This is a genomic window from Pseudomonas sp. H1_G08 (assembly GCF_054681355.1).
On the sequence record NZ_CP162822.1, the window covers coordinates 3,762,673 to 3,788,122 of the forward strand.

Consider the following 25,450-nt stretch of genomic DNA (forward strand, 5'->3'; position numbering starts at 1 on the left):
ATTTCCCTTGTGGGAGCGAGCCTGCTCGCGAAAGCGCTGTATCAAATTCGAATTCGTCGACTGCCCCACTGCTTTCGCGAGCAGGCTCGCTCCCACAGATCAGCGCCGCACAAAAATCTTATACAAATCATTTGACTTGTACATCCATCGATCTATGCTGAGGAAAAGTTGTACAGAGATAACTCTCTGTACAGGTATAGATTCGAGGTGCTCATGTCTACTGCTTCCCTGTCCAAGCCGAAGATCGCCATCAGCGCCTGCCTGTTGGGCGAAGAAGTGCGCTACAACGGTGGGCACAAGGAATCGCGGCTGTGCAGCCGCACCCTTACCGAATATTTCGATTTCGTCCCGCTGTGCCCGGAAGTTGCTATCGGCATGGGTATTCCCCGTGAGCCGATTCGGCTGGTCGGCGACCCTGAGCAACCCGAGGCGGTCGGCACCGTTGACCGGACCATCAACGTGACCAGGCCGCTGGCCGAGTACGGCGAGAAAATGGCCGCCGAGTTGCAGGACCTGTCCGGCTACATCTTCATGCAGCAGTCGCCCTCCTGCGGGCTGGAACGGGTCAAGGTCTATCACGACAACGGCGCACCAGTGAATGGTGGCGGACGCGGCATCTATGCGCAGGCATTCTGTGCACAGCATCCGGATCTGCCGGTGGAAGAAGCCGGGCGCCTCAACGACCCAGTGCTGCGGGAGAACTTCATCACCCGCGTGCTGGCCTACAGCGCCTGGCAGCAAGTGCTCGCCGAGGGTCTGAGCCGCCGCGCCCTCACCGAATTCCATTCGCGCTACAAGTATCTGCTGATGGCGCACAACCCGCTGCAATACAAAAACCTCGGCAAGATGCTCGGCAACATGGCCGACAGCGATCCCGCCGAGCTCGGCCCGCGCTATTTCAGCGAGCTGATGGCCGCGCTGAAGAAATGCGCCACTCGCGGCACCCACTGCAACGTGCTGCTGCACCTCAGCGGTTATTTGAAACAATCGCTGAGCGCCGAAGACAAACAGGAAATGCAGCAGATCATCGGCCAGTACCGCCAGGGCATCGTGCCGCTGGTGGTGCCGTTGACGCTGCTCAAACACCACTTTCGACTCCATCCGGACCCGTACATCGCGCAGCAGGTTTACCTGCAGCCGCATCCGGAAAACCTCAGTCTGCGAAACGCGATCTAATGAACGATAAAACCGACAGCAGCGCCCAGGAAGACCTCGGCGCCGACTTCAAGAAAGCCCTCGACGAGGGCTGGTTGCCGATTCGCGAAGTCGCGCGGCAGACCGGCGTCAACGCCATCACCCTGCGCGCGTGGGAACGTCGCTATGGGTTGGTGGTGCCCCAGCGCACGCCCAAGGGCCATCGACTGTATAGCGCTGAACATGTGCAGCGGATCATGGCCATCCTCACCTGGCTCAACCGTGGCGTTGCGGTGAGCCAGGTCAAGCCACTGCTCGATGCGCCGCAGGCCTTCACGGAAACTGTGGAAAACGATTGGCAGCGTCTGCATCAGACGTTGCTGTCGGCGGTCACCTCACTCAATGAGCGCGCGCTGGATGACAGCGTCAATCAGGCCATCGCCTTGTATCCGCCACGGACGTTGTGCGAGCAATTGCTGATGCCGCTGCTGGCCGAGCTCGAACAGCGCTGGCAGGGCCAGTTCGGCGCACAGATGGAACGGACGTTTTTCTTTTCCTGGTTGCGCAGCAAATTCGGCGCACGCATCTACCATAACAACCGTCAGCTGCATTCGGCGCCGCTGTTGTTGATCAATCATTCCGACCTGCCGCTGGAGCCGCATCTGTGGCTGTGCGCATGGCTGATCAGCAGTGCCGATTGCCCGGTGCAAGTGTTCGACTGGCCACTGCCGGCCGGTGAACTGGCGCTGACCGTCGAGCATCTGCAAGCCCGTGGCGTGCTGCTGTATTCGAGCAAAGCCATGCAACTGGCGCAGCTGCCCAAGCTGTTGGCGAACGTCAATTGCCCGACCTTGATTGCTGGCCCCACGGTGCACATCCACCACACCGAGTTGTCCGCACGCACCGCCCAGACTGCCGATCTGTTCCTGGCTGAAGATCCGCTTGCCGCACACCAGGCGCTGCTCGAGCGCGGATTGATTTGATGATGGGTTTAATCACATGCAACTGATCTGGCTGCGCAGCGACCTGCGCCTACATGACAACACAGCCCTCGCGGCCGCCGCAGCGCGCGGCCCGACCGTGGCGGTGTATCTGTTGAGTCCGCAGCAGTGGCTGGAGCACGACGATGCGCCGTGCAAAGTGGATTTCTGGCTGCGCAACCTGCGCGAAATGAGCCAAAGCCTCGGCGCGCTGAACATCCCGTTGTTGATTCGCAGCGCACCGCACTGGGATCAGGCACCGGCAGAATTGCTCAAGCTGTGCCGGCAATTGAAGGTCGAGGCGGTGCACGCCAACGAGGAATATGGCGTTCACGAAAGCCGCCGCGATGAAGCCGTGGCCGAAACGTTGCGAGCCGAGGGCATCGAATTCCACAGTTACCTGGATCAGTTGCTGTTCAAACCCGGCACAGTGCTGACCAAGACCGGCACCTACTTCCAGGTGTTCAGTCAGTTTCGCAAAGTCTGCTACGAACGCCTGCATCGCTCGATGCCGGCACTGGTCAAGGCACCCGGCAAGCAGGCCGCGCTGGATATCGCCAGCGATGCAATTCCGGAGGCGGTAAAAGGCTTCGCCACGCCGAGCGAATCCCTGCGCGCCCTGTGGCCGGCCGGCGAGCGTGAGGCGCAGCGCCGCCTCGACACCTTCACCGATGCGCAGATCGACTACTACCGCAGCGAACGCGATTTCCCGGCCAAACCTGGCACCAGCCAACTGTCGGCGTATCTCGCCGCCGGCGTCATCTCGCCACGCCAGTGCCTGCACGCTGCACTGCAAAGCAATCAGGGCGAGTTCGAAAGCGGCAAGGTCGGCGCAGTGACCTGGATCAACGAGCTGCTGTGGCGCGAGTTCTATAAACACATTCTGGTCGGCTACCCACGCGTCTCCCGGCATCGCGCCTTCCGCCCGGAAACCGAGGCGCTGGCCTGGCGCGATGCGCCGGAAGAACTCAAGGCCTGGCAAGAGGCACGCACCGGACTGCCGATCATCGACGCGGCGATGCGTCAACTGCTGGAAACCGGCTGGATGCACAATCGCCTGCGCATGGTCGTGGCGATGTTCCTGACCAAAAACCTGCTGATCGACTGGCGCGAGGGCGAACGCTTTTTCATGCGCCACCTGATCGACGGCGACCTGGCGGCCAACAACGGTGGCTGGCAATGGAGCTCATCGACCGGCACCGACTCAGCGCCCTACTTCCGTATTTTCAACCCGCTGAGCCAGTCGGAAAAATTCGATGCCGAAGGCGTGTTCATCAAGCACTGGTTGCCGGAACTGGCCGGGCTCAACAAGAAGGAAGTGCACAATCCGGCGGCAGCCGGAGGACTGTTCGGCGTGGCCGATTATCCGGCGCCGATCGTTAATCTCAGCACTTCACGCGAGCGTGCGCTGACGGCGTTCAAGAACTTGCCGTCGCGCCAGCCTGTGGGCGGCAGCGATGAGTGAATTCCTGCGCAGTTTCGCCCGCGAGTTTTGCGGGTTGAACAAAGACAACCTGTATCGCCTCGGCGAGCTGTACAGCGACGACATTCATTTCACCGATCCGCTGCACGAAGTTCAGGGCCTGGCACAACTGCAGGATTACTTCAGCGAGCTGTACGCCAACGTCAGCGATCTGCGTTTCGATTTTCATGGTTTCGACCAGATCCGCGAAGGTGAGGGTTACCTGCGCTGGGTCATGAGTTATCGCCATCCGCGCCTGGCCAACGGGCGGGAAATCAGAGTCGGTGGCTGTTCGCACCTGCTCTGGCGCGACAAGGTTTATCGCCATCGGGATTATTTCGATGCCGGGGCGCTGCTGTATGAACACTTGCCAATATTGGGCCGGGTGATTGCCTGGCTGAAAAGGAGAATGGGATGAGTCGTACACCTCCACGGCGGTATTGGTTGACCGGGGCCAGCAGTGGCATCGGTGCAGCCTTGTGTGAGGACATTCTGAAAAGCGGCGCGCACCTGGCGGTCAGCTCGCGCTCGGCCGCGCCGCTCAAGGTCTTGTCCCAGCGTTATCCGGGCCAGGTGCTGGTGGTGCCCGGCGATCTGACCAACAGTCAGACCGTGCGCGAAATCGGTGAGCAGATCACCGAGGCCTGGGGTTCGCTGGACAGCGTGATTCTCAACGCCGGCACCTGTGAATACGTCGACGCGCGCCAGTTCGACTCGTCGATCATCGAGCACGTGGTGCGCACCAATCTGCTCGCCAGCAGCTATTGCATCGAAGCCGCCCTGCCGCTGCTGCGCAAAGGCACGGCGCCGCACCTGGTCGGCATGGCCAGCTCGGTGACTTACCTGCCGCTGCCACGGGCCGAAGCCTATGGCGCATCGAAGGCCGGGCTGCGTTACCTGTTCGAATCGCTGCGCATCGATCTGGCGGATGAAGGTATTGAAGTCACCATCATCAGCCCGGGTTTTGTCGAAACGCCGCTGACCGAGAGGAACGATTTCCCGATGCCGCTGAGCTGGCCCGCAGATAAAGCGGCGCGGCACATCTTCGCCAAACTCAAGGACCGTCCGCTGGAAATTGCCTTCCCGGGGCTGTTCATGGCCGCGCTGTGGCCGCTGTCCAAGCTGCCCGCCCGCGCGCAACTGGCGATCGGCAAACGCATGGTGCGCAAGAACCCTCCGCAGCGGGACCCGATATGAAAATCGCCGTAATTGGCAGCGGTATCGCCGGGCTCACCTGCGCCTACCTGCTGAACCGCCGCCACGACATCACCGTGTTCGAAGCGAGTGACTGGGTCGGCGGCCACACCCACACCGTACCGGTCAGCGTGGCTGGGCAATCGTTCGCCATCGACACCGGTTTCATCGTGTTCAACGACTGGACCTACCCGAACTTCATTCGCTTGCTCAACCAGCTCGGCGTGGCGTTCAAGCCGACCGAAATGAGCTTTTCGGTAACCGACCCGGACACTGGCGTGGAGTACAACGGCAACAACCTCAACAGCCTGTTCGCCCAGCGCAGCAATCTGTTGTCGCCCGGGTTCTGGGGGATGCTGCGCGACATTCTGCGCTTCAACAAAGAAGCCCAGCGCGACCTGGTGGAACTGCGCATCGCCGCCGATACCACGCTCGATGATTACCTCAAGGCCGGCGGCTACGGCGAGCGCTTCATCCTGCACTACATCGTGCCGATGGGCGCGGCCATCTGGTCGATGCCGATGGCGGAAATGCTCAATTTCCCGCTGCAGTTTTTCCTGCGTTTTTTCAAGAATCATGGCCTGTTGTCGGTCAGTGATCGGCCGCAGTGGCAGGTCATTGAAGGCGGTTCCAGTGCGTATATCGCGCCGCTGACCGCTTCGTTCAGCGACAGGATTCGCCTGAACTGCCCGGTCAGCCGCGTCGAGCGCAATCAGCATGGTGTGGTTATCCACAGCCCGGCCGGCCTCGAACATTTCGACAAGGTGGTGTTCGCCTGTCACAGCGATCAGGCTCTGAGGCTGTTGGCCAACCCGAGCGACGCCGAGCGTTCGATTCTCGGTGCCCTGCTCTACGCCGACAACGACGTCGTGCTGCACACCGACACGCGCCTGCTGCCGACGCGCAAACTGGCCTGGGCCAGCTGGAACTATCGCCTCGGCGGCGCCGGCCATACCCGCGCGGCGGTCACCTACAACATGAACATCCTGCAGGGCATCGAAAGCGACACCACGTTCTGCGTCAGCCTCAACCAGACCGCCGGCATCAGCCCGGACAAAGTGCTGGCCCGCTATACCTACGCCCACCCGCAATACACCTTGGCCGCCGCAGCCGCGCAAAACCGTTGGGGCGAACTCGATGGTGAGCAGCACACCCATTATTGCGGCGCCTACTGGGCCAACGGCTTTCATGAAGATGGCGTGGTCAGCGGTTTGCGCGTGGCCGCCGCGTTCGGTGAAACCCTGTGAACAGCGCACTGTATAGCGGCGTGATTGGCCACCGACGTTTTGCGCCGCGCCGCCACGAATTCCGCTACCGCATTGGCCTGCTCTATCTCGACCTGAGCGAACAGGACGCCGTGCTGGCCTTGTCGCCGCTGGCGGGGCGCAGCCGCTTTGCGCCGTTCTCGTTTCGCGAAACCGATTACCTGAAAACCTTCACCGGCAAGGGCATGCGCCTGATCGAGGCGGTGCGCCAGCAGGTCGGTGCATCCATCGGTCATGAGCCACAAGGCACGGTGTGCCTGCTGACTCAGCCGCGCAGTTGGGGGTTGTCGTTCAATCCGGTGAGCTTCTTCTACTGCCATGAAGCCGACGGACAACTCGCGGCGATCGTTTGTGAAGTCACCAATACGCCATGGCGCGAGCGTTTTCATTACGTGTTGCCGGCGCAGACGCCAACCAGTCTGGTGGATTTCCACCAACATTTTGCTGTAGCCAAGGCGTTTCACGTTTCACCGTTTCTGCCCCGCGACCTCGAATACCGCATGAGCTTCAGCCCGGCCGCGCAAAGCCTGGGTGTGCACATGGCCGATTGGCAGGGCAGCGAGAAACTGTTCGACGCCACACTGAATCTGCGCCGCGAACCGCTCGATCGTCGCAGCCTGCATCGCTACCTGCGGCGCTTCCCGTGGATGACCGCAAAAACCGCTTTGGCGATTTATTGGCAAGCACTGCGACTGCTGCTCAAGCGCGCGCCGATCTTCCCTCACCAGGCTGCCGACGGCAGCTTTAAAACCGCCACTGTGCCTCCGAAGGAGCCGCACCATGAAATCCTCTAGCCTGCCGCTCGGTCGCTTCAGCACCAACGGTTTGACCGGCTCGCTGCTGCGCCGTGGCGTGTTGCGCCAATTGGCCCAGCTCAAACACGGACAATTGATGGTCGTCGAGGATGGCGAACAAATGCTTTTCGGCACCCCGGGCAGTGCTCTGCTCGGCGAAGTCCATGTGCTCGATCCGGCCCTGTGGGGCATGGTCGCCAGTAGCGGCTCGATCGGCGCCGGCGAAGCATTCATCCACGGCTATTGGAGTTCGCCGGACCTGACTGCTGTGGTGCGCGTGTTCGTCAGCAATCTCGATGTACTCGATGCCATGGAAGGTGGCCTGGCGCGTCTGGGCCGGCCCTTCGTGCAAGGCCTGCACTGGCTCAATCGCAACACGCGCAAGGGTTCGCAGAAAAACATCGCCGCGCACTACGACCTCGGCAATGAACTGTTCGAACAGTTTCTCGACCCGACCATGATGTATTCCGCCGCCCAGTTCCTTTCGCCGAGCGACACCCTGGAACAGGCGCAACTGAACAAACTCGAGCGCATCTGCCAGAAACTCGCGCTCAAACCCAGCGACCACCTGCTGGAAATCGGCACCGGTTGGGGCAGCATGGCCCTTTACGCAGCGCAGCATTACGGTTGCCGCGTGACCACTACGACGCTGTCGAAAGAGCAGTTCGCGTTCACTGCCAAGCGCATCGAACAACTGGGCTTGCAGGATCGCGTCACCCTGCTGCTCAAGGACTACCGCGACCTCAGCGGCGAGTACGACAAACTGGTGTCGATCGAGATGATCGAAGCGGTCGGCCATCGGTTCCTGCCGACCTACTTCAAACAATGCGCGCAGTTGCTCAAAAGCAACGGCCTGATGCTGCTCCAGGCGATCACCATTCGCGAACAACGCTACGAACAGGCCAAGCGCAGCGTCGACTTCATCCAGCGCTACATCTTCCCAGGCGGCGCCCTGCCCTCGGTGCACAAGATGCTCGATGTGGTCGGCCGCGAAACCGACATGAACCTGCTGCACATGGAAGATTTCGGCCTGCATTACGCCAAGACACTGCGCCTGTGGCACGAGAACTTTCGCCTCGCCCATGGTCGCCTGAGCGAGCTGGGCTACGACGATTATTTCCTGCGTTTGTGGGAGTTTTACCTGTGCTACTGCGAGGGCGGATTCCTCGAACGCACCATCGGCACCGCGCAATTGCTGCTGGCCAAACCGGCGGCGATGACCGCGCCGCTGCTCGGACGCTTCGATGCGTGAGCGAATCGCCAATGCCGTGCTGTTTCAGCTCGGCTGGCTGGCCTGCGTACTTGGCGGCAACAGTTTGTGGCTGCTGCTGGCACTGGCGGCTCTGGTGATTCATTTGCGCTGGATCAGCAGTTGGGGGGCAGAAGGTCGTTTGATTCTGTGCGTGGTGATTGTCGGCACGGCGGTGGACAGTGTCCTGCGTTACCTCGACGTGTTCCGCTTTGCAGACGCGTCACCGCTGATTCCGCTGTGGCTGATGCTGCTGTGGGCACTGCTCGCCACCACGTTGCGCCACTGCCTGGCCTGGAGCGCGCGGCCATGGTGGCTGGCCAGCGGACTTGGCGCGGTGGGCGGGGCGTTGTCGTACTACGGTGGCGGACGCCTGGCCGGCGTGCATTTCCCTTACGGCGAAGTATCGACGCTGATCGTCATCGGGCTGCTCTGGGCAGGCTTGTTCCCACTGTTGCATTTGATGGCGCGGCGTCTGGCGCCGTGAGCGTCCGTCAGCGCTTTCACACCCACCGCGATCACTGCCTTACACTGCCACGATGAAAACCATCCCACACACCCAAATCGCCGAACCGGCGGTCACCTGCTCGACCTGTGCGGCGTGCTGCTGCCAGCTCGAAGTGATGCTGATCACCGACACCGGCGTGCCTGATCGCTTTATCGATACCGATGAATGGGGCGGCGAAGTGATGCTGCGTCTGGACGACGGCTGGTGCGCGGCACTGGATCGCGACAGCATGATGTGCACGATCTATGAACGACGCCCGCTGATTTGCCGCGAGTTTGAAATGGGCGCGCCGGAGTGCATCGAAGAGCGCCGGGGTATCGCTACAGCCTACCGCTGATTTCTTTGACGGCGCAGAAACAACTGTGGGAGCGAGCCTGCTCGCGAAGGCGGTGTGTCAGCCACCATTTGAATTGACTGACACTCTGCTTTCGCGAGCAGGCTCGCTCCCACGTTGGTTCCGCGTAGGCGGATTACAGCGGCATTGTGTAATGCAGCGCGTAGCTTTCTACACCATCGTTGTCGCTGGACAGGCCGGCGTTGGAGTAGTGCGTGGCGCGGATGCCGACTTCGTGGCCGCCGTTGAAACGCAGGCCGACACCGATGCGGTCTTCAAACTGGAAGGAGCCGCCCAGGTTGTTGCTTTCGTATTCGGTGTTGGAGAAGAACGCCACGCCGATACCCGCTTCCACGTATGGCTTGACCGACTGGCCGGCAAACTCGTAAACGAATACAGGCGAGAACGACAGGCTGTTGTTGCTGGAAGTCTTGTCACCTTCCCAGTACGTGTAGGCACCGCTCCAGTAGCCGGTCAGGCGACCCACGTCGCTCTGCAGCCAGCTCTTGTCCCAGTCGAAATTCATGCCTAAGCGATACGTCATTGTCGAATCGCTGGTACCGCCGACGGCGAATTCAACGCCAGCGGCTTGTGCAGTAATGCTTTGCCCCATCAGTGCGGCCGCAATCGCGGCCAAGCAGAATAGTCGCTTCACTTTGAAACTTCCTTTTCCGGAACGATCGTTTGGTTTTTAGTTGCTGCTGTCGCTATAGAAATCCGCGCTTGGTCAGAAGTTCAGCGTTTTTTTAGTTATTTCACATTTTTTTTACAAGTCGAAGTTTTGCACATTCGACGCAGTTTGGCCCAGCAACGGTAGGATTTTTCTGAGAGATTGCGGATCGCCGCTGGTCCAGAACTTCACCGGCTGGCTCGGACGTTGCGCCAGCAGATCACGCTCGGCGAGCAAGCGTTGCAACTGCCGGGCCACGGCATCTCCGGTATCGATCAAGCTGACATCGTCGGCGATCATCGACCTGAGTAGCGGCTTGAGGAAGGGATAATGGGTACAGCCAAGAATGATCGTGTCGCAGTTTTGCGCCAGCAATGGAGCGACGTAACCTTGCAATAAAGTGCGTAATTCGGCGCTGTGCAGATCACCCGTTTCGATCAGTTCGACCAGTCCCGGACAGGGCTGGGTGATGACTTTTATGTCAGCCGCGAAGCGATCGAGCAACGCGGCAAACTTCGCGCTCTGCAATGTGCCGGTCGTGGCCAGGACGCCAACCACGCCGCTTCGTGTGGCCGCTGCGGCCGGTTTGACCGCCGGTTCCATGCCGACAATCGGCCAGTCGGGGAAATCGCGACGCAGATCGGCAACCCCCGCCACGGTCGCGGTATTGCACGCCAGCACCAAAGCTTTGGCCCCCTGCTCGCGAAAAAACCCGGCCATCACGCTGCAACGCTCGCGGATGAATTCCGGGGTTTTCTCGCCGTAAGGAATGTTCCCGCAATCGGCGACATAAAGCAGCGATTCGTTGGGCAGCAAGCGCTGGATTTCGCCGAGGACCGACAAGCCGCCGACCCCGGAATCGAACACGCCGATCGGCGCTTCACGCATGGCGCGCGCCACAGACGCTGCAGCCCGGATCGCGCTTGACGCGAAGCTCACGGAATCGCGAGCCCAAGGCATCGATCAACAACAGTCGCCCCACCAAGGGTTCACCAAAGCCGACCAGCACCTTCAACGCTTCCAGCGCCTGCAAGCTGCCAACCAGACCGACCAATGGCCCGACCACGCCGGCCTCGCTGCAGGTCAGTTCGGCTTCACTGCCGTGACCGTACAGGCAGTGGTAGCAAGGGCTCTCGGCACGCCGAGGATCGAATACCGACAATTGCCCTTCCAGACGAATTGCCGCGCCACTGACCAGCGGCTTGCACGCGGCAACACAAGCGGCGTTAACCGACTCGCGCGTGGAAAAGTTGTCCGAACAATCGAGCACCAGATCCACCGCCGCCACCGCTGCACCGAGAGAATCCTCGTCCAGCGCCTGGCGATGGGCGACCAGTTGAATTTCCGGATTGATCGCGCCCAGGCGCTTGAGCGCCGAGTCGACCTTGGACATGCCGACACTGTCGGTGTCGTGAATGATCTGCCGTTGCAGATTGGTCAGATCGACCGTGTCGAAATCCGCCAGATGCAATTCGCCGACGCCCGCTGCTGCCAGATACAGCGCCACTGGCGCGCCGAGACCGCCGAGGCCGACGATCAGCACGCGGCTGGCCTTGAGCTTCAGCTGCCCGTCGATGTCGATGTGTTGCAGCAGAATCTGCCGGCTGTAGCGCAGCAATTCCTGATCATTCAGCACGGCAGGCGCCCCAGACTGATGCGTTGATGGCCGCCCAGATCGGTGCGGCTGTGGACTTCTTCAAAGCCACGGGTAAGCAGCAGATCACGCACGGCTTCGGCCTGATCATAGCCGTGTTCGAGCATCAGCCAGCCTCCGGTTTCAAGATGATCCGGCGCCTGCGCAACAATCAGGCGCAGATCATCGAGGCCATCTTCACCGGCGACCAGCGCACTGGCCGGTTCGAAGCGTACATCGCCCTCGACCAGATGCGGATCGGCGGCGGCAATGTACGGCGGGTTGCTGATGATCAGTTGAAAGCGCTGGCCTGCAAGTGCGCTGAACCAATGGCTGTTCAGCACCGTAGCGTTGTTCAGGTGCAGACGCTGGCGATTGCGTTCGGCCAGGGCCACGGCTTCAAGCACACGATCCACGGCAGTGACTTTCCACGCCGGCCGTTCGCTGGCCAAGGCCAAAGCAATCGCGCCACTGCCGGTGCCCAGATCAAGAACCTTGGCCGGAGTTGCCGGCAGCAGCTCAAGGGCTGCCTCCACCAGCAATTCGGTGTCAGGACGCGGAATCAGCGTGTGCGGCGCGACTTCCAGATCCAGCTTCCAGAAGCCCTGCTGGCCGAGAATATAAGCCACCGGCTCACCGCTACGCCGCCGTTGCAAATACTCGGCAAAGGTCAGCGCAGCCTCGCTCGGCACGATGCGCTCGGGCCAGGTGTGCAGGAAGCTGCGCGACTTGCCCAGTGCGGCGGCGAGAAGCAATTCAGCGTCCAGACGCGCAGTCGGCGAGTCCGGCAACTCGGCGGCGCGCAACAGGCTGGCGATGATGGTCATTTATTCACCTATCGCTGCGAGTTGGTCAGCCTGATATTCGGCCAGCAAGGGCTCGATCACAGCTTCGACGCCACCGGCGAGAATTTCATCCAGCGAATACAGGGTCAGGTTGACGCGATGGTCGGTGACCCGGCCCTGGGCGTAGTTGTAGGTGCGGATACGCTCGGATCGATCGCCGGAGCCGACCAGCAACTTGCGCTCACTGGCAATCGCGTTGGCTGCCGCTGCGTTTTGCTGATCGTTGAGCTTGGCCGACAGCCACGCCATCGCCCGGGCACGGTTCTTGTGCTGGGAGCGTTCTTCCTGACACTCGACGACGGTGCCAGTCGGAATGTGGGTGATGCGGATCGCCGAATCGGTGGTGTTGACGTGCTGACCACCAGCCCCGGAGGAACGGTAAGTGTCGACGCGCAGATCCGCCGGGTTGATCTCGATGGCTTCGCGCTCGTCCGGCTCGGGCAATACCGCCACGGTGCAGGCCGAGGTGTGGATCCGGCCCTGGGATTCGGTGGCCGGCACGCGCTGGACGCGGTGTGCGCCGGACTCGAATTTCAACTTGCCGTAAACGTTGTCGCCTTCAATGCGCGCGATGACTTCTTTATAGCCACCGTGTTCGCCTTCGTTTTCCGAGAGGATCTCTACGCGCCAGCCACGCCGCTCGGCATAACGCGAGTACATGCGGAACAGGTCGCCGGAGAAGATCGCCGCCTCGTCGCCACCGGTGCCGGCGCGAATTTCGAGGAAGACGTTGCGCCCGTCATTCGGATCTTTAGGCAGCAGCATGCGCTGCAGATCGGATTCCAGCGTGACCAGCAACTCCTTGGCTTCGCGAACTTCTTCCACGGCCATTTCGCGCATGTCCGGGTCGTTGTCCTTGAGCAGCGCCTGCGCGCCTTCAAGATCGCTTTGTACGCCGAGCAGCTTTTTATAGGCGGCCACTACCGGCTCGAGTTCGGCGTACTCCTTGGAATAGGCGCGGAACTTGGCCTGATCGGCAATGACTTCACCGTCGCCGAGCAGCGCGGTCAGTTCCTCGAAACGGTCCTGGAGAATGTCCAGCTTGTTGAGCAGTGACGCTTTCATTGCGGTTTTTTATCCGAAAAACTATCCGGTGAGCCCTCAAGGGCAAAGAGTTCCTGGGCCATGGCCAGCGCATCGAGGCGGCCTTCGGCAGACAGCTTTTTCAACTGCACGCTGGGCGCATGCAAGAGTTTGTTGGTCAGGCCACGGGCCAGTTGCCCGAGCACGTCTTCGGCGTTGCCGCCGTTGGCCAGCAGACGCAGGGCCTTCTGCAATTCCTCGTCCCGCAGGCGTTCGCTCTGTTGACGATAGGCCTTGAGCACATCGACTGCCGCCAGTTCGCGCAAGCGCACCATGAAATCGTCGGCGCCGACCGAGACCATCTCCTCCGCCGCTTGCGCAGCGCCCTGGCGGCTCTTGAGGTTCTCGGCGACCACTTCGTGGAGATCGTCGACGCTGTACAGATAAACGTCGTCGAGCTCGCCGACTTCCGGTTCGATATCCCGCGGTACGGCAATGTCGACCATGAAGATCGGCTTGTGCTTGCGCAGCTTCAGCGCACTTTCCACCGCGCCCTTGCCGAGGATCGGCAGCTGACTGGCGGTCGAACTGATGACGATGTCGCTGCGCACCAGCTCCGCCGGAATGTCCGAGAGCAGCACCGCGTGGGCGCCGAACTGTTCGGCCAGTTGACTGGCGCGCTCCAGCGTGCGGTTGGCAACGACGATGCGCTTGACCCCCAGCTCATGCAAATGGCGCGCGACCAGCGTAATCGTCTCGCCGGCACCGATCAGCAGCGCCTGGCTGCGTTGCAGATCGCTGAAAATCTGTTTCGCCAGGCTCACCGCAGCAAACGCCACCGACACCGGGTTCTCGCCGATCGCAGTATCGGTACGCACCTGCTTGGCGGCATTGAACGTCGCCTGAAACAGCCGCCCCAGCAGCGGGCCGATGGTGCCGGCCTCGCGGGCCACGGCGTAGGCCGATTTCATCTGGCCGAGAATCTGCGGTTCGCCCAGCACCAGCGAGTCGAGCCCGGAAGCGACGCGCATCATGTGACGAACAGCCGCATCGTCTTCATGCACATAGGCACTGGCGCGCAGCTCGTCCAGGCTCAGATGGTGATAATCGGCGAGCCAGCGCAGCACGACATCGGCCGAGAGCTGATCCTGTTCTATATAAAGCTCACTGCGATTGCAGGTGGAGAGGATCGCGGCTTCGCGGCTGTCGGTCAGTCGGCAGAGCTGCTGCAAGGCCTCCACCAGCTGCTCAGGGGTAAAGGCCACGCGCTCGCGGACGTCTACTGAAGCAGTCTTGTGGTTAATACCGAGTGCAAGGAAGGCCATTCAAGGTCGCTGGTGGTGACGTGAAGCCGGCAATTGTCCTACTTCGAAAGATTCAGAACAACTACCGCTGACTATTGTCCCAATCGTCAGCCCCTATAATGGCCACAATTGAGTCTCGGTTATGTTTGGCCGAAGGCTTGTGTCATGATGATCCGACCGCAGGTTAGTCGTCCTCTTCCTATATGAATAGATCCTCCGCGTTGCTCCTCGCTTTTGTCTTCCTCAGCGGCTGCCAGGCCATGGCGCCCGTTGCGCCGGACGGCACCCCGCCGGTCGAAGACACCACGCCCGCGCCTGAAAAGCCCAAGGTTTACGGCTCGTTCAGCGAGGAAACCGTGTTCAGTCTGCTGAGCGCCGAACTCGCCGGCCAGCGCAATCGTTTCGACATTGCCTTGGACAATTACGTGACCCAGGCCATCAACACCCAGGATCCGGGCGTTTCCGAGCGTGCGTTCCGCATCGCCGAATATCTGGGCGCCGATCAACCGGCCCTCGACACCGCGCTGATCTGGGCGCGCAACGCTCCGGATGATCTCGAAGCGCAACGCGCCGCTGCCGTGCAACTGGCCCGCGCCGGGCGTTACGACGACTCCATGGTCTACATGGAGAAAGTCCTGCAGGGCAAGGGCGACACCCATTTCGATTTCCTCGCGCTGTCGGCCGCCGACACCGATCAGGAAACCCGCAACGGCCTGATGAAAAGCTTCGACCGTTTGCTCCAGCGCCACCCGAACAATAATCAGCTGATTTTCGGCAAGGCTCTGCTGTTGCAGCAGGACGGCGACAATCAAGGCGCGCTGACTCTGCTCGAAGACAACCCACCGGAAGACGGCGAGATCGCACCGATCCTGCTGCGCGCGCGCCTGCTTCAATTGCTCAACCGTGGCGACGAAGCGCTGCCGCTGTTGCAGAAAAGCATCAGGAAATACCCGGAAGACAAACGCCTGCGCCTGACTTACGCGCGCATGCTGGTCGAACAGGACCGCATGGACGACGCCAAGGCCGAATTCTCCACGCTCGTTCAGCAATACCCGGAAGACGATGAACTGCGTTACTCGCTGGCACTGGTGTGCCTGGAAGCCAAGGCGTGGGATGAAGCCAAGGACTATCTGGAAGACCTGATCGCTCGCGAAAGCCACGTCGATTCAGCGCATCTGAATCTCGGCCGGATTGCCGAAGAACGCAATGACCCGCAAGGCGCGCTCATCGAATACGCCCAGGTCGGCCCGGGCAATGACTATCTGCCGGCACAGCTGCGTCAGGCCGATATCCTGATGAGCAACGGCAAAACCGTCGAAGCGCAGAGCAAGCTGGCGGCCGAGCGTGACGAGCAACCGGATTACGCGATCCAGCTGTATCTGATCGAGTCGGAAACCCTGTCGGCCAATAAACAGGACGACAAGGCCTGGAAAGTTCTGCAACAAGCGCTGCAGAAATACCCGGACGATCTCAATCTGCTCTACACCCGCGCCATGCTCGCGGAAAAACGCAATGATCTGGCGCAAATGGAGAAAGACCTGCGCCTGATCATCAAGCGCGACCCGGACAACGCCATGGCGCTGAATGCGCTGGGCTACACCTTGTCCGATCGCACCACCCGCTACGCTGAAGCAAAAACGCTGATCGAGCAGGCGCACCAGATCAATCCGGAAGACCCGGCGGTACTCGACAGCCTCGGCTGGGTGAACTATCGCCTGGGCAATCTGGACGACGCGGAGAAATACCTGCGCCAGGCGCTCGAGCGTTTCCCTGACCACGAAGTCGCCGCGCACCTGGGCGAAGTCCTCTGGGCCAAGGGCAATCAGCGCGAAGCCAAACAAGTGTGGGGCAAGTTCCTCAAGGATCAGCCCGACAGCACCATTCTGCGCAGCACCATCAAGCGCCTGACCGGATCCGAGAATCTTTAAACCATGCTTTTGCGCCACGTTATTGTTTTCAGCTTCATCGCCCTGCTCGCCGGCTGTTCGGGTTTCGGCACTCGCGAATCGGTCGAGGGCCACGGCAGCCCGGCCCAGTGGGCGGCGAATAAACAGCAACTGACCGGCCTCGATGGCTGGCAGATCGACGGCAAGATCGGCATCCGCGCGCCGAAAGATTCCGGCAGCGGCACGCTGTTCTGGCTGCAGCGTCAGGACTACTACGACATTCGCCTGTCCGGCCCGCTGGGTCGTGGTGCGGCACGCCTGACCGGGCGTCCGGGCAAAGTATCACTGGAAGTCGCCAACCAGGGCCGCTACGAATCGCAATCTCCTGAAGCCCTGCTCGAAGAACAGCTGGGCTGGAAACTGCCGGTGTCGAATCTGGCCTGGTGGGTTCGCGGCCTGCCAGCCCCGGAAAGCAAGAGTCGCTTGAATCTGGACGCCGACAGCCGTCTGGCCAGCCTTGAGCAGGACGGCTGGAAAGTCGAATACACCGCCTACACCGAACAGAATGGTTACTGGCTCCCCGAGCGCATCAAGCTGCACGGCACCGACCTCGACGTGACGCTGGTGATCAAAACCTGGCAACCGCGCAAGTTGGGGCAATAAAGCATGACCGCTGCACGCCTGACCCTGCCCTCGCCGGCCAAACTCAACTTGATGCTGCACATTCTCGGTCGCCGTGAAGACGGTTATCACGAATTGCAGACGCTGTTTCAGTTCCTCGATTATGGCGATGAAATCACTTTCGCCGTGCGCGATGACGGCGTGATTCAGCTGCACACCGAGTTCGCCGGCGTGCCCCACGACAGCAACCTGATCGTGCGCGCGGCGAAGATGTTGCAGCAACAGTCCGGCTGCGCGCTCGGCATCGACATCTGGATCGACAAGGTGCTGCCCATGGGCGGCGGCATCGGTGGCGGCAGTTCGAATGCGGCGACGACTTTGCTCGGCCTCAACCATCTCTGGCAGTTGGGCTGGGATGAAGATCGTCTGGCGCAACTGGGCCTGTCACTCGGTGCCGACGTACCAGTGTTCGTCCGTGGCCATGCGGCATTTGCCGAGGGCGTCGGCGAGAAACTGACCCCGGTCGACCCCGAAGAACCGTGGTATCTGGTGCTCGTGCCGCAAGTCGCTGTTAGTACGGCAGAAATTTTTTCCGATCCTTTGTTGACACGTAACACACCGCCCATTAAAGTGCGCCCCGTTCCCGAGGGAAACAGTCGAAATGACTGCTTGCCGGTGGTCGCAAGGCGTTATCCAGAGGTACGTAACGCATTGGATTTGTTAGGTAAATTTACCGAAGCAAAGCTCACCGGAACTGGAAGTTGTGTGTTTGGGGGCTTCCCAAGCAAAGCTGAAGCTGATAAAGTCTCGGCCCTTCTGACAGAGACCCTTACAGGGTTTGTAGCGAAAGGAAGCAACGTTTCGATGTTGCATCGCAAGCTGCAAAGTCTGCTCTAAAGGAATCAAGTGCCCGGCACTTGAAAGCAACAGATACAGGGGCGTCGCCAAGCGGTAAGGCAGCAGGTTTTGATCCTGCCATGCGTTGGTTCGAATCCAGCCGCCCCTGCCATTTTCTCTACTCATCCAGGTTACCCTCAGCCTCTAGGTACTGCGCGTGTCCAAGATGATGGTCTTTACGGGGAATGCCAACCCCGATCTGGCTCGGCGTGTCGTACGTCAGCTGCATATCCCTCTCGGTGACATCTCTGTCGGCAAGTTTTCCGACGGCGAAATCACAGCCGAGATCAATGAAAACGTTCGCGGTAAAGACGTCTTCATTATTCAGCCGACCTGCGCTCCGACCAACGATAACCTGATGGAACTGGTAGTGATGGCTGATGCCTTCCGCCGCTCCTCAGCTACTCGTATCACTGCTGTTATTCCTTATTTTGGTTATGCCCGTCAGGATCGCCGTCCGCGTTCCGCACGTGTGGCTATCAGCGCGAAAGTCGTTGCTGACATGCTTACCGTAGTCGGCATCGACCGTGTTCTCACGGTTGATCTGCATGCTGACCAGATTCAGGGCTTCTTCGATATTCCGGTAGATAACATCTACGGCTCCCCGGTTCTGGTGGATGACATCGAAGATCAGCGCTTCGAAAACCTGATGATCGTGTCCCCGGACATTGGTGGCGTCGTGCGTGCACGGGCTGTTGCCAAGTCGCTGGGCGTCGATCTCGGGATCATCGACAAACGCCGTGAGAAAGCCAATCACTCTGAAGTGATGCATATCATCGGTGATGTCGAAGGGCGTACCTGTATTCTGGTCGATGACATGGTCGATACCGCCGGCACCCTGTGCCACGCGGCCAAGGCCCTGAAAGAGCATGGCGCAGCCAAGGTCTTTGCCTACTGCACACACCCTGTGCTGTCGGGCCGGGCCATCGAGAATATCGAAAATTCCGTGCTGGACGAGCTGGTGGTCACTAACACCATCCCGCTGTCCGCTGCAGCACAAGCCTGTGCACGTATCCGTCAACTGGATATCGCACCGGTTGTTGCCGAAGCGGTTCGCCGCATCAGCAATGAAGAATCGATCAGCGCGATGTTCCGTTAAGGGCCCTGCCCTTCGCGAAATGTCTCGTTGACGAAAAGCGCCCCGCCCCGGCATTCCTGTCGGGGCGGGGCTTTTTTGCCCATACCGTGTTCGGCGCTGGTCGCAAACGCCACTCGGTCATGGCTATTTTGGAGATACAAAATGAACGATTTTACTCTGAATGCTGAAGTGCGTTCCGACCTGGGGAAAGGTGCGAGCCGCCGCCTGCGTCGTCTCGCCGCTCTGGTTCCAGCTGTTGTTTACGGTGGCGACAAAGCCCCTGAATCCATCAGCATGCTGGCCAAAGAAGTTGCCAAACTGCTCGAAAACGAAGCGGCTTACAGCCACATCATCGAGCTGAACGTTGGTGGCACCAAGCAGAACGTCATCATCAAGGCGCTGCAGCGTCACCCGGCCAAAGGCCACGTGATGCACGCTGACTTCGTACGCGTTGTTGCCGGCCAGAAACTGACCGCCATCGTGCCTGTACACTTTGTTGGCGAAGAAGCTCCAGTGAAGAAAGGCGGCGAAGTTTCGCACGTTGTTGCTGAAATCGAAGTGACCTGCCTGCCAAAAGATCTGCCTGAGTTCATCGAAGTCGATCTGTCGAAAGCAGAAATCGGCACCATCATTCACCTGTCGGACCTCAAAGCTCCTAAAGGTGTTGAGTTCGTTGCTCTGGCACACGGCGATGACAAGGCTGTTGCCAACGTCCACGCTCCACGTGTTGCTGCAGAACCTGCCGAAGAAGGCGAAGCAGAGTAATTCACTCTGTCATGCCGGAGTGAGCAAGTAACATCGCGGACTGGAACGTAGCGAGAAAGCGGGCGAGAACGCGGAGTTTACATCCATGGTAAATGAGCATTTTTCGTCCACTTTCGCCGCTTTCCCCGATCGCGGCGATGTTATCCACCACTCCAAGGAAGGGCCCCTATCGTGACTGCCATCAAACTGATCGTTGGCCTGGGAAATCCAGGCGCTGAATACGAACAGACCCGGCATAACGCAGGGGCCCTTTTTGTTGAGCGCATCGCCCACGCACAGAATGTGAATCTTGTGGCCGATCGCAAATATTTCGGCCTGACCGGGCGCTACTCGCATCAGGGTCAGGATGTTCGTCTGCTGATTCCCACCACCTACATGAACCGCAGCGGCCAGGCCGTGGCGGCACTCGCCGGTTTCTTCCGCATCAAGCCTGAAGAAATCCTCGTGGCGCATGACGAACTCGACTTGCCTCCGGGCGTTGCCAAGCTCAAGCAGGGCGGCGGCCATGGCGGTCACAACGGGTTGCGCGACATCATTGCGCAACTGGGCAATCAGAATACGTTCTACCGTCTGCGGCTTGGCATCGGCCACCCAGGCGTTGCCAGTATGGTTTCAAATTTCGTCCTGGGTCGTGCGCCACGCGCCGAACAGGAAAAACTCGATGCCAGCATCGACTTTGCCCTCGGCGTGCTGCCGGATATCCTCGCCGGGGAATGGAACCGCGCGATGAAAAACCTGCACAGCCAGAAGGCCTGACTTTTACCCGAGGGGAAACACCATGGGATTCAATTGCGGCATCGTCGGCCTGCCTAACGTCGGCAAGTCCACCCTGTTCAACGCCCTGACCAAATCCGGTATCGCGGCGGAGAACTTCCCCTTCTGCACCATCGAGCCGAACAGCGGCATCGTGCCGATGCCTGATCCACGCCTGGAAGCGCTGGCGGCCATCGTCAATCCCAAGCGCATCCTGCCGACCACCATGGAATTCGTCGACATCGCCGGCCTCGTCGCCGGTGCCTCGAAAGGTGAAGGCCTGGGCAACAAGTTCCTGGCCAACATCCGCGAAACCGACGCTATCGCTCACGTGGTGCGCTGCTTCGAAGACGACAACGTGATCCACGTGTCCAACAGCGTCGACCCGAAACGCGACATCGAAATCATCGACCTTGAACTGATCTTCGCCGACCTCGACAGCTGCGAGAAACAACTGCAGAAAGTCGCGCGCAACGCCAAGGGCGGTGACAAGGACGCCGTGGTTCAGAAGGCTCTGCTCGAGCAACTGATCGCGCACTTCACCGAAGCCAAACCGGCACGCAGCCTGATGAAGAACATGAGCGCGGACGAGAAAGCCGTGATCAAGGGCTTCCACCTGCTGACCACCAAGCCGGTCATGTACATCGCCAACGTGGCTGAAGACGGTTTCGAGAACAACCCGCACCTGGACGTGGTCAAGGCCATCGCCGAAGAAGAAGGCGCCATGGTCGTTCCGGTGTGCAACAAGATCGAAGCGGAAATCGCCGAGCTCGATGATGGCGAAGAGAAGGACATGTTCCTCGAGGCCCTGGGCCTGGAAGAGCCTGGCCTGAACCGCGTGATCCGCGCCGGTTACGAAATGCTCCACCTGCAGACCTACTTCACCGCCGGTGTCGAAGAAGTCCGCGCCTGGACCGTCAAGGTCGGTGCCACCGCACCACAGGCCGCCGGCGTGATCCACACCGACTTCGAAAAAGGCTTCATCCGTGCCGAAGTCATCGCCTACAACGACTTCATCCAGTACAAGGGCGAAGCCGGCGCCAAAGAAGCCGGCAAGTGGCGCCTGGAAGGCAAGGATTACATCGTCAAGGACGGCGACGTGATGCACTTCCGCTTCAACGTCTAAGCAACAGCCGCACAAGAAAAAGCCGCGTTTGATACGCGGCTTTTTTGTGCCCGAAAGATTGTTAAAAGATCGCAGCCTTCGGCAGCCCCTACAGATGTACATCTATCCCCTGTAGGAGCTGCCGAAGGCTGCGATCTTTTGATCTCAAGCTTTTTTAGTACGCGGGAGAAAGATCGCCAACACACCAAACAACGGCAGGAATGAGCAAAGGAAATACACGTACTCAATCCCGTGCACATCCGCCAGATGCCCGAGCAGCGCTGCGCCAATCCCGCCGAAACCAAACATCAGTCCGAAGAAGATCCCGGCAATCATCCCGACATTGCCTGGCACCAGTTCCTGCGCGTACACCACGATCGCCGAGAATGCCGACGCCAGAATGAAACCGATCACCACGCTGAGAATGCTGGTCCAGAACAGATCGACATGCGGCAGGATCAGGGTGAATGGCGCCACCCCCAGGATGGAAAACCAGATCACTGCCTTGCGCCCGATCTTGTCGCCGATAGGCCCGCCGAAGAACGTCCCCGCCGCCACTGCGCCCAAAAACAGGAACAAGTGCAATTGTGAACTCGCCACCGACAGGTCGAACTTCTCGATCAGGTAGAAGGTGAAGTAGCTGGTGAAACTGGCCATGTAGAAATATTTGGAGAACACCAGCAGCCCCAGGACCACCAAGGCACTGGTCACCCTGCCCTTCGATAAGCCGTGCGTCGCGGCTTGGCCGGCCTTGAGCTTGAACAGGTTCAGGTGGTTGGCGTACCAACGGCTGATGCGGTACAGCACGAACAGCGCAAACACTGCGAACAGACCGAACCACGCCACATTGCCCTGGCCGAAGGGAATGATGATCGCCGCCGCCAGCAATGGGCCAAGCGCGGAGCCGGCATTGCCGCCGACCTGAAAGGTCGATTGCGCCAGACCAAACCGGCCGCCCGAGGCCAGCCGGGCAACACGCGAGGCTTCCGGATGAAAGGTCGACGAGCCAATGCCGATCAGCGCCGCCGCCAGCAGAATCAATGGGAAGCTGCCGACCACCGACATCATCAGAATGCCGATCAAGGTACACACCGTGCCTGCCGGTAACAGCCACGGTTTGGGGTGGCGATCAGTGTGATATCCGACCCACGGCTGCAACAGCGACGCGGTCAACTGAAAGGTCAAGGTGATCAGGCCGACCTGGGTAAACGTCAGGCCATAGTTGGCCTTGAGCATCGGGTAGATCGACGGCAGCACCGACTGGATCAGGTCATTGATCAGATGCGCCAGCGCCACCGCGCCGATGATGCGCATCACCAAAGGGCTGCTTTGCGGAGCAGCGGTCGCCGAGGCAGCGGCGGTCTGGACGTTGCTGATAGCCATGGAAAATTCCGGACAGCAGATGGGTGCCCGCAGGCAGGTGCGTCAATGTGCCATTTTTCGGTGCGCCAGCGCTATCCCCTTAGCCAGCTAACTAACCAACATTCCTATCTCGCGTAGGAGCTGCCGAAGGCTGCGATCTTTTGATCTTGCTTCTAAGCATCAAAGTCAAAAGATCGCAGCCTTCGGCAGCTCCTACAGGGGATCGTTGGTGGCGAAGGTGATAGCGCAACGCCATGGTCTGAATCTTGCCTTGCTTCTGCCCTTGAACACGATCGCCTTACAAAGGCGCTCGACAATGGGAAGTTTCGCTACAGAGCCGGCCTACAGAGCGGGCGAGGATGAACTTTCGAGGCCTTTTAGAGGGCACAGGTCGCAGCCGAAAGGTTCGCGATGCACGCCAATGGTGCGTGGTGTCCAGAGGAGTCATGAGGCATGCAGGCTTTCCTTTCACCGGGGATCAAATTGCTGGGGCGGTTTGGCTTCGCAGGTAAATTCCAATTGTTGTTTCTGCTGTTCATTCTGCCGCTGGCCGGCAGCCTGTTGATGATCGGCCATGACTATCGCGAGAAGCTCAATCTGATCTCCGGCGAACGTGCCGGCGTGCGTCAGTTGCTCGCGCTGGATGCGCTGGACAACCTGCTCGCCGCTCAACGCGACCGCGCCGCCCGCTGGCGCGCCACCGAGACCAATCGTCAGCCGACACCGGCCACTCTCGCCGCCATGGCCGCCTTCGACGGCGTGCAACCGGCGGTGCTGCAAGCCACCACGGAGCTGGGCAATGCCCTGAACCAGCAAGGCGCCGACGGCGCAATCCTCGAGCGCTTTCAGGCGCTGCAAACCGCACTCAATGGCCTTGATTCGAAAAGCTTGAGCAGTGTCGGCTGGTGGCCGGACGGTTATGACCGCTTCACCAATGCCTTGGGCGCGCTGCAAGCCTTGCGCGAGCAGATCGTCATGGACAATCGCCTGACCCTTGCACCGTGGCTGGAAACCTACCTGCTGACGCAGATTTCCACGCAGCACGCGCCGGACCTGATCGAGCGGGTCGGCCGTCTCGCCGCAGTCGGCCAGGCTTCGGTCGTCTCCGGTCAGTTCACCCTGCAGAGCCGCCTGCAGTTGCGCGACCTGCGCAGCCGCATTGGTGACGCCCGCGAGCAACTGGTGAAAACCGCCGGCCTGCTGGAGGCGCGTCTGCCAGCCGAGCTGCAAGCTTGGGCCGGCCAGTATCACGACAGCCTGAAACACCTCGACAGCGGCCTGAAAGTCCTCGACGACGGTGTGTTTGGCGGCAGCATCAACCTCAAGCCAGAGGACTTCGAACGCAGCCTCGACGCGCTGCTCACCGACCTCGCTTCCCTGCGCCAGCAATCCCTGGTCGCGCTGGATCAGCGGCTCGATGCGTATTACAGCTCGGCGATCCGCCAGTTCATTGTTGTCGCCGCAATCTTCGGTTGCCTGCTGTTGGCCGCGTTATACCTGTTCGTTTGCCTGCAAGCCTCGATCCGCCGTAGCGCCAGCGGCATCACCTTGCTCGCCGAAGCCTTGCGCGACGGTAACCTGAGCCTGCAAGTGCCGGTGGTGGGGCGCGATGAGCTGGCAGCGATCAGCACCGCGCTCAACGTCGCTGTGGTGCAATTGCGCAGCAGCATGCTCGGCGTCGACCACGAGACCTCGCAGTTGAGCAACGCGGTGCGCAGCCTCAACCAACACTCCAGCGGCGCCCTGAGCGAAGTCGAAGCGCAGCAATTGCAGATCAGCCAGATCGCCGCTGCCGCCACGCAATTGGCCGCCACCTCGCAAGGCGTCGCGCAGAGTTGCGAACAGGCCTCCGGCAGCGCCCAGCAAACCCGGCGCATCGCCGCCGACAGCAGCCGCGACAGCCAACGCACCACGGCGAGCATTCAGCAGCTCAATCAGCGCCTTAACGATACCGCCGCCGCGCTTGGCCGGGTCAGCGAGCAAGGCCAGCAGATTCAACTGGTCGTGGATACCATTCGCGGCGTCGCCGAGCAGACCAACCTGCTCGCGCTCAACGCCGCCATCGAGGCCGCCCGCGCCGGCGAACAGGGTCGCGGCTTTGCCGTGGTCGCCGACGAGGTGCGCAGCCTCTCGCAGCGCACGCAATCGTCCACCGCGCAGATCGCCGGCACCGTCGACAGCCTGCGCGCCACGGTCAACGAAGCGGTAAGCCTGATGGAAGCCGCCTGTGGTCAGGCGCAATCGGATGCCGAAGCAGTCACCGGACTCGGCGAACGCCTGGGAGAAATCGCCAGCGCCGTACAGAGTGTCACCGACACCCTGGCGCAAATCGCCACAGCGGTTGAAGAACAGGCCAGCACTGCCGACGAAGTCAGCGGCAATATCCAGCAGGTCGATCAAGCGGCGGTGCGTTTGCTCGAAGGCGCACGCGCCGTAAACCTCGCGGCGGACACCTTGAGCCAGGGTAGCGAGGCACTGAGCGCCAATACCGCCAGATTCCAACTGCGCTGACGCCCTCCCCGGCCCCGATTTTCGGGGCTGGAGGATAAGCAGTTGAAAACAGGAAGAAATATTTTCGATTTACGCTT

25 protein-coding genes and 1 tRNA gene are annotated in these 25,450 nt (G+C 60.5%); 19 read left to right on the top strand and 7 right to left on the bottom strand.

Features of this window, described 5'->3' with window-relative positions:
* Window positions 1-213: 213 nt before the first annotated feature.
* The 10 genes from AB4N85_RS17025 to AB4N85_RS17070 are packed head-to-tail and all read left to right on the top strand — an operon-like array spanning window position 214 to window position 8,923.
* Window positions 214-1,176 (top strand): YbgA family protein, encoded by a 963-nt coding sequence (locus AB4N85_RS17025; protein WP_041479992.1) that lies wholly within the window; start codon window positions 214-216, stop codon window positions 1,174-1,176.
* Entirely contained in the window at window positions 1,176-2,117 is a 942-nt protein-coding gene (locus AB4N85_RS17030; protein WP_056790272.1) for a MerR family transcriptional regulator, read from the top strand. The genes AB4N85_RS17025 and AB4N85_RS17030 overlap by 1 nt, the downstream gene beginning before the upstream one ends.
* Window positions 2,118-2,133: 16 nt before the next feature.
* Window positions 2,134-3,579 (top strand): deoxyribodipyrimidine photo-lyase, encoded by a 1,446-nt coding sequence (gene phrB / locus AB4N85_RS17035; RefSeq protein ID WP_236168900.1) that lies wholly within the window; start codon window positions 2,134-2,136, stop codon window positions 3,577-3,579.
* Entirely contained in the window at window positions 3,572-3,994 is a 423-nt protein-coding gene (locus AB4N85_RS17040; RefSeq protein WP_041479995.1) for a nuclear transport factor 2 family protein, read from the top strand. Before phrB ends, AB4N85_RS17040 begins: the two co-directional genes overlap by 8 nt.
* Entirely contained in the window at window positions 3,991-4,773 is a 783-nt protein-coding gene (locus AB4N85_RS17045) for an SDR family NAD(P)-dependent oxidoreductase (RefSeq protein WP_041479996.1), read from the top strand. Before AB4N85_RS17040 ends, AB4N85_RS17045 begins: the two co-directional genes overlap by 4 nt.
* On the top strand, window positions 4,770-6,017 hold the full coding sequence (locus AB4N85_RS17050; protein WP_236168899.1) for an NAD(P)/FAD-dependent oxidoreductase: 1,248 nt from the start codon (window positions 4,770-4,772) through the stop codon (window positions 6,015-6,017). Before AB4N85_RS17045 ends, AB4N85_RS17050 begins: the two co-directional genes overlap by 4 nt.
* The gene (locus AB4N85_RS17055) at window positions 6,014-6,829 is read left to right on the top strand and encodes a DUF1365 domain-containing protein (protein ID WP_236168898.1); all 816 of its coding nucleotides are present in this window, start codon (window positions 6,014-6,016) and stop codon (window positions 6,827-6,829) included. Before AB4N85_RS17050 ends, AB4N85_RS17055 begins: the two co-directional genes overlap by 4 nt.
* Window positions 6,816-8,081: an SAM-dependent methyltransferase gene (locus AB4N85_RS17060; RefSeq protein ID WP_236168897.1), complete on the top strand. Its 1,266-nt coding sequence runs from the start codon at window positions 6,816-6,818 to the stop codon at window positions 8,079-8,081. The genes AB4N85_RS17055 and AB4N85_RS17060 overlap by 14 nt, the downstream gene beginning before the upstream one ends.
* Window positions 8,074-8,565, top strand: coding sequence for a DUF2878 domain-containing protein (locus tag AB4N85_RS17065; RefSeq protein WP_460065177.1), 492 nt, complete (start codon window positions 8,074-8,076; stop codon window positions 8,563-8,565). Before AB4N85_RS17060 ends, AB4N85_RS17065 begins: the two co-directional genes overlap by 8 nt.
* 52 nt (window positions 8,566-8,617) lie before the next feature.
* Window positions 8,618-8,923 carry a YkgJ family cysteine cluster protein gene (locus AB4N85_RS17070; protein ID WP_024014290.1) on the top strand — a complete coding sequence of 102 codons (306 nt, stop codon included), beginning with the start codon at window positions 8,618-8,620 and terminating at the stop codon, window positions 8,921-8,923.
* A gap of 133 nt (window positions 8,924-9,056) precedes the next feature.
* Here the strand turns inward: AB4N85_RS17070 and AB4N85_RS17075 are convergent, their stop codons facing one another.
* From AB4N85_RS17075 to hemA, 6 genes are all read right to left on the bottom strand, one after another.
* A complete protein-coding gene (locus AB4N85_RS17075) occupies window positions 9,057-9,575 on the bottom strand; it encodes an acyloxyacyl hydrolase (RefSeq protein WP_041480001.1) in 519 nt (172 codons plus the stop codon).
* A 111-nt stretch (window positions 9,576-9,686) separates the two neighbouring features.
* Window positions 9,687-10,478, bottom strand: coding sequence for a glutamate racemase (murI, locus tag AB4N85_RS17080; RefSeq protein ID WP_122747842.1), 792 nt, complete (start codon window positions 10,476-10,478; stop codon window positions 9,687-9,689).
* A complete protein-coding gene (locus AB4N85_RS17085; RefSeq protein WP_095181653.1) occupies window positions 10,471-11,226 on the bottom strand; it encodes a molybdopterin-synthase adenylyltransferase MoeB in 756 nt (251 codons plus the stop codon). Before AB4N85_RS17085 ends, murI begins: the two co-directional genes overlap by 8 nt.
* Window positions 11,220-12,050 (bottom strand): peptide chain release factor N(5)-glutamine methyltransferase, encoded by an 831-nt coding sequence (gene prmC / locus AB4N85_RS17090; protein ID WP_041480004.1) that lies wholly within the window; start codon window positions 12,048-12,050, stop codon window positions 11,220-11,222. Before prmC ends, AB4N85_RS17085 begins: the two co-directional genes overlap by 7 nt.
* Window positions 12,051-13,133 (bottom strand): peptide chain release factor 1, encoded by a 1,083-nt coding sequence (prfA, locus tag AB4N85_RS17095; protein WP_016773210.1) that lies wholly within the window; start codon window positions 13,131-13,133, stop codon window positions 12,051-12,053. It abuts the gene before it with no gap.
* A complete protein-coding gene (gene hemA / locus AB4N85_RS17100; protein WP_016773209.1) occupies window positions 13,130-14,416 on the bottom strand; it encodes a glutamyl-tRNA reductase in 1,287 nt (428 codons plus the stop codon). Before hemA ends, prfA begins: the two co-directional genes overlap by 4 nt.
* A gap of 182 nt (window positions 14,417-14,598) precedes the next feature.
* On the opposite strand from hemA, the gene AB4N85_RS17105 reads away from it, so the two are divergent.
* The 8 genes from AB4N85_RS17105 (at window position 14,599) to ychF (ending at window position 21,521) form a co-directional block, all read left to right on the top strand.
* Window positions 14,599-16,323 (top strand): tetratricopeptide repeat protein, encoded by a 1,725-nt coding sequence (locus AB4N85_RS17105; RefSeq protein ID WP_236168896.1) that lies wholly within the window; start codon window positions 14,599-14,601, stop codon window positions 16,321-16,323.
* A gap of 3 nt (window positions 16,324-16,326) precedes the next feature.
* On the top strand, window positions 16,327-16,944 hold the full coding sequence (gene lolB / locus AB4N85_RS17110; protein WP_016773207.1) for a lipoprotein insertase outer membrane protein LolB: 618 nt from the start codon (window positions 16,327-16,329) through the stop codon (window positions 16,942-16,944).
* Window positions 16,945-16,947: 3 nt separating this feature from the next.
* Window positions 16,948-17,799, top strand: coding sequence for a 4-(cytidine 5'-diphospho)-2-C-methyl-D-erythritol kinase (gene ispE, locus AB4N85_RS17115; RefSeq protein ID WP_122706695.1), 852 nt, complete (start codon window positions 16,948-16,950; stop codon window positions 17,797-17,799).
* A 37-nt stretch (window positions 17,800-17,836) separates the two neighbouring features.
* Window positions 17,837-17,911, top strand: a tRNA-Gln gene (locus AB4N85_RS17120).
* Between the two features lie 45 nt (window positions 17,912-17,956).
* On the top strand, window positions 17,957-18,898 hold the full coding sequence (locus tag AB4N85_RS17125; RefSeq protein WP_003171603.1) for a ribose-phosphate pyrophosphokinase: 942 nt from the start codon (window positions 17,957-17,959) through the stop codon (window positions 18,896-18,898).
* A 141-nt stretch (window positions 18,899-19,039) separates the two neighbouring features.
* Window positions 19,040-19,642, top strand: coding sequence for a 50S ribosomal protein L25/general stress protein Ctc (locus tag AB4N85_RS17130; protein ID WP_056790308.1), 603 nt, complete (start codon window positions 19,040-19,042; stop codon window positions 19,640-19,642).
* Window positions 19,643-19,813: 171 nt separating this feature from the next.
* On the top strand, window positions 19,814-20,398 hold the full coding sequence (gene pth, locus AB4N85_RS17135) for an aminoacyl-tRNA hydrolase (RefSeq protein WP_016773203.1): 585 nt from the start codon (window positions 19,814-19,816) through the stop codon (window positions 20,396-20,398).
* A gap of 22 nt (window positions 20,399-20,420) precedes the next feature.
* Window positions 20,421-21,521: a redox-regulated ATPase YchF gene (gene ychF, locus AB4N85_RS17140; protein WP_016773202.1), complete on the top strand. Its 1,101-nt coding sequence runs from the start codon at window positions 20,421-20,423 to the stop codon at window positions 21,519-21,521.
* Between the two features lie 144 nt (window positions 21,522-21,665).
* On the opposite strand, the gene AB4N85_RS17145 is transcribed toward ychF, so the two are convergent.
* On the bottom strand, window positions 21,666-22,883 hold the full coding sequence (locus AB4N85_RS17145) for an MFS transporter (RefSeq protein ID WP_252868284.1): 1,218 nt from the start codon (window positions 22,881-22,883) through the stop codon (window positions 21,666-21,668).
* Window positions 22,884-23,315: 432 nt separating this feature from the next.
* Between AB4N85_RS17145 and AB4N85_RS17150 the strand changes: the two genes are divergently transcribed.
* Window positions 23,316-25,373: a methyl-accepting chemotaxis protein gene (locus AB4N85_RS17150; RefSeq protein WP_095181651.1), complete on the top strand. Its 2,058-nt coding sequence runs from the start codon at window positions 23,316-23,318 to the stop codon at window positions 25,371-25,373.
* The last annotated feature ends 77 nt before the right edge of the window (window positions 25,374-25,450 follow it).

Bases quoted from the DNA above. Each gene is read 5' to 3' on its own strand.
- AB4N85_RS17105 (WP_236168896.1), top strand. From the start codon at position 14,599: ATGAATAGATCCTCCGCGTTGCTCCTCGCTTTTGTCTTCCTCAGCGGC.
- phrB (WP_236168900.1), top strand. From the start codon at position 2,134: ATGCAACTGATCTGGCTGCGCAGCGACCTGCGCCTACATGACAACACA.
- AB4N85_RS17045 (WP_041479996.1), top strand. From the start codon at position 3,991: ATGAGTCGTACACCTCCACGGCGGTATTGGTTGACCGGGGCCAGCAGT.
- AB4N85_RS17130 (WP_056790308.1), top strand. From the start codon at position 19,040: ATGAACGATTTTACTCTGAATGCTGAAGTGCGTTCCGACCTGGGGAAA.
- prfA (WP_016773210.1), bottom strand. From the start codon at position 13,133: ATGAAAGCGTCACTGCTCAACAAGCTGGACATTCTCCAGGACCGTTTC.
- ispE (WP_122706695.1), top strand. From the start codon at position 16,948: ATGACCGCTGCACGCCTGACCCTGCCCTCGCCGGCCAAACTCAACTTG.
- AB4N85_RS17030 (WP_056790272.1), top strand. From the start codon at position 1,176: ATGAACGATAAAACCGACAGCAGCGCCCAGGAAGACCTCGGCGCCGAC.
- murI (WP_122747842.1), bottom strand. From the start codon at position 10,478: ATGCGTGAAGCGCCGATCGGCGTGTTCGATTCCGGGGTCGGCGGCTTG.
- prmC (WP_041480004.1), bottom strand. From the start codon at position 12,050: ATGACCATCATCGCCAGCCTGTTGCGCGCCGCCGAGTTGCCGGACTCG.
- AB4N85_RS17040 (WP_041479995.1), top strand. From the start codon at position 3,572: ATGAGTGAATTCCTGCGCAGTTTCGCCCGCGAGTTTTGCGGGTTGAAC.
- AB4N85_RS17070 (WP_024014290.1), top strand. From the start codon at position 8,618: ATGAAAACCATCCCACACACCCAAATCGCCGAACCGGCGGTCACCTGC.
- AB4N85_RS17060 (WP_236168897.1), top strand. From the start codon at position 6,816: ATGAAATCCTCTAGCCTGCCGCTCGGTCGCTTCAGCACCAACGGTTTG.
- hemA (WP_016773209.1), bottom strand. From the start codon at position 14,416: ATGGCCTTCCTTGCACTCGGTATTAACCACAAGACTGCTTCAGTAGAC.
- lolB (WP_016773207.1), top strand. From the start codon at position 16,327: ATGCTTTTGCGCCACGTTATTGTTTTCAGCTTCATCGCCCTGCTCGCC.
- ychF (WP_016773202.1), top strand. From the start codon at position 20,421: ATGGGATTCAATTGCGGCATCGTCGGCCTGCCTAACGTCGGCAAGTCC.
- AB4N85_RS17065 (WP_460065177.1), top strand. From the start codon at position 8,074: ATGCGTGAGCGAATCGCCAATGCCGTGCTGTTTCAGCTCGGCTGGCTG.
- AB4N85_RS17025 (WP_041479992.1), top strand. From the start codon at position 214: ATGTCTACTGCTTCCCTGTCCAAGCCGAAGATCGCCATCAGCGCCTGC.
- AB4N85_RS17050 (WP_236168899.1), top strand. From the start codon at position 4,770: ATGAAAATCGCCGTAATTGGCAGCGGTATCGCCGGGCTCACCTGCGCC.
- AB4N85_RS17150 (WP_095181651.1), top strand. From the start codon at position 23,316: ATGCAGGCTTTCCTTTCACCGGGGATCAAATTGCTGGGGCGGTTTGGC.
- AB4N85_RS17145 (WP_252868284.1), bottom strand. From the start codon at position 22,883: ATGGCTATCAGCAACGTCCAGACCGCCGCTGCCTCGGCGACCGCTGCT.